The 2,917-nt window shown below is 29.3% G+C and carries 3 protein-coding genes; 1 reads left to right on the top strand and 2 read right to left on the bottom strand.

Features of this window, described 5'->3' with window-relative positions; all coding sequences use genetic code 11:
- Window positions 1-542 (bottom strand): RtcB family protein (locus J7M77_RS15440; protein ID WP_296880177.1); only part of this gene is annotated, 542 nt, incomplete at its 3' end.
- A 241-nt stretch (window positions 543-783) separates the two neighbouring features.
- Here J7M77_RS15440 and J7M77_RS15445 point away from each other — a divergent pair.
- Window positions 784-1,887, top strand: coding sequence for a DUF362 domain-containing protein (locus J7M77_RS15445; protein ID WP_296880179.1), 1,104 nt, complete (start codon window positions 784-786; stop codon window positions 1,885-1,887).
- 313 nt (window positions 1,888-2,200) lie between these two features.
- Here J7M77_RS15445 and J7M77_RS15450 read toward each other — a convergent pair.
- The coding region (locus J7M77_RS15450) for a PD-(D/E)XK nuclease domain-containing protein (protein WP_296880181.1) at window positions 2,201-2,917 on the bottom strand (717 nt) is incomplete at its 5' end.

Here is a 2,917-nt window from a genome sequence, read left to right on the forward strand (position 1 = left end):
ATATCTTGGTAAATTTCAGCTACTTGTTTACCAAGATTTCTTGATCCTGAATGAACAACCAGATATTTATCTTGATTAGCAGCTTGATTAATTTCAATAAAATGATTTCCACCACCTAAACTTCCCAAAGACTTCTTAATATGCTCAAGATTTTTTATTTGTTTGATACATCTTAAATTATTCAAGAAACTATAATTTATCTTTGAATCAATTTGGGGATTTATTTCAAATCCAGATGGAATATTATCATTAATAAATTCATCAATTTTTTTAATCTCAACATTCAATTCATTAGGTATTTTAATAATTAACATCCCACATGAAATATCAACTCCAACTAAAGATGGTGATACTTTGTTTTGTAAAGTTATTGTTGTTCCAATTGTTGCACCCTTACCAGCATGACAATCAGGCATAATTGCAATATTTAAACCTTCTAACCATTTTTGATTACACAAATCCATTATTTGTGTAATACATTCTTCCTCAATAACTGTTGCAAATACTTTTGCACTATTATATTTTCCATCTATTTCAAACATAATACCACCTACCTTTTATACTATTCTTTATTATCTTACCTAAATTTTCAAATCTTGTCTATTTTAGTTTTTATACCATTCTAAAACAAGATGATTAGATTTATAGAAAGATTATAATAAAATAATTTTTAAATTTTCATTTAAATAAAAAAGTAGTAAAATAAAATATGATTTAAAAGAATATTATATAAGTAAATTAAAGCGATTGGAAAATCGAAAAATGTTTAAAGGGGAAAAGTCAATGGAAAAATCAAAAGTTTATTATTGTGATATGCATACTGGAAGAATGAATTTACCTGAAAAATTAAAATATCTGATGAAACAAGTTGGTTTTGAAAATATTGATTTTGAGGATAAATACGCTGCAGTAAAAATTCACTTTGGGGAACCTGGAAATCTTGCTTATTTAAGACCCAACTGGGCTAAAGTTATTTGCGATTATGTTAAAGAATTAGGTGGTAAAGCTTTTTTAACCGATTGTAATACTCTATATGTTGGCGGTAGAAAGAATGCTTTAGATCACTTGGATAGTGCTTATACAAATGGTTATAATCCTTTCCAAACTGGTGTTCATACTATTATTGCTGATGGATTAAAAGGAACTGATGAAGCTTTAGTTCCAATTAATGGTGAATACGTAAAAGAAGCTAAAATTGGTCAAGCAATTATGGATGCTGATATTATTATTTCTTTAAATCATTTTAAAGGTCACGAATTAACCGGATTTGGTGGTGCTTTAAAAAACATTGGTATGGGCTGTGGTTCTCGAGCTGGAAAAATGGAAATGCATAGTGCGGGTAAACCTATCGTTGAAGAAGATTTATGTATTGGATGTGGTCAATGTATTAAAATTTGTGCTCATGATGCACCAAAAATTACTAATCGTAAAGCTAAGATCAATCATGATAAATGTGTTGGCTGTGGTAGATGTATTGGGGTATGTCCTAAAGATGCTATTAAAGCCAGTATGGATGAAGCTAATGATATTTTAAATTATAAGATTGCTGAATACACTAAAGCTGTTGTTGACGGTAGACCATGTTTCCATATTTCACTTGTTATTGACGTATCACCTTATTGTGATTGTCACTCTGAAAATGATATTGCCATCGTTCCTGATGTTGGCATGTTTGCTTCATTTGATCCTGTTGCATTAGACCAAGCTTGCGCGGATGCTGTTAATCAACAACCAGCAATCAAAAACAGTTTACTTGATAAACACGGTCATCATCACCATGATCATTTTACTGATGTTTCTCCTGAAACAAACTGGAAATCATGCTTAGAACATGCTGAAAAAATTGGTTTAGGAACACGTGAATATGAATTAATTGAAATTAAATAAACTTAATTAAGTGATAATCATACTGCTGATTATCACTTTTTATATAACAAAACTAAAAAATATCTATAGTTCTAAAAAACATATTTAACTTCACAAAGAATTTTCTTACAAAATATTTCATCTACCACATCACCTTCCTTTTAGTTATCCTTTGCTTTTTGAAAAAAAGCTACATAGTTGATGATAATAAAAACAAGTAGACTTTTTTAAGAAATAATTAAAATAAATTTAGATATAAATAAGCAAAAATTAATCATAAACAAAAAAAGCATGCATCTAGCAAAAATTATATACTAGTGCATGTTTTTTCTTTTTAATTTTTTTCAATTTTGCAGATATGCTGTTTTGTTTTGGGATTATATGTGATACCTACGATCAACAAATTATCTTGATATTTTTCCAGTGATTTTGGATATTTCTTTTCTTTAATTTGGGTTAAAGCTGTTTCAACTGTTTCATTCCATTTGAGTTCTACAATCATCGCGGGTTTATCATGATATGGAATAAAAACGATATCTGCAAATCCTTTTCCACTTGGCATTTCTCTTATAACTGTATAATGATTTCTAGCATATATATAAGCAATAGATAATGTATATGATAAAGCATTTTCGTTGTTATAAGTTAGAATAGACGTATCTAAATGAGCCTCTTCAATGTATTTAGCGACCATTTCTTCATCCTGATTCCACGTTGCTTCCAATAATTTTTGGCTGTTCAATAATGCTTTAGTTGTTTCTTTCCAGTCAGAGTTTCTAATGGAATTGACAAAAGAATCAACGACTTCTTTATTGGGAATGTAGCAGACCTGATTTGTTGAATCATATCCCAAATATCCAAGATGTATCAGCAATGTCAATACATCATCTTCTGACTTTAAAGTTGTCATGTCATTTTGGAATGATGATGTTTGCACAGGAACAGTTTCCCCAGCCAATAATTTAACGATATCATCTTTAAGGCCATCAAAATTCATATCAATATAAATTTGCAACGCTTCATAAGTTTCAGTAGATGTCCAATAATTACC

The sequence above is a fragment of the Thomasclavelia sp. genome (genome assembly GCF_017889095.1).
GTDB lineage: Bacteria > Bacillota_I > Bacilli_A > Erysipelotrichales > Coprobacillaceae > Thomasclavelia.

What these genes read in the sequence shown, in the direction of transcription:
- J7M77_RS15445 (WP_296880179.1), top strand. Translation starts at nt 784, where the DNA reads ATGGAAAAATCAAAAGTTTATTATTGTGATATGCATACTGGAAGAATG.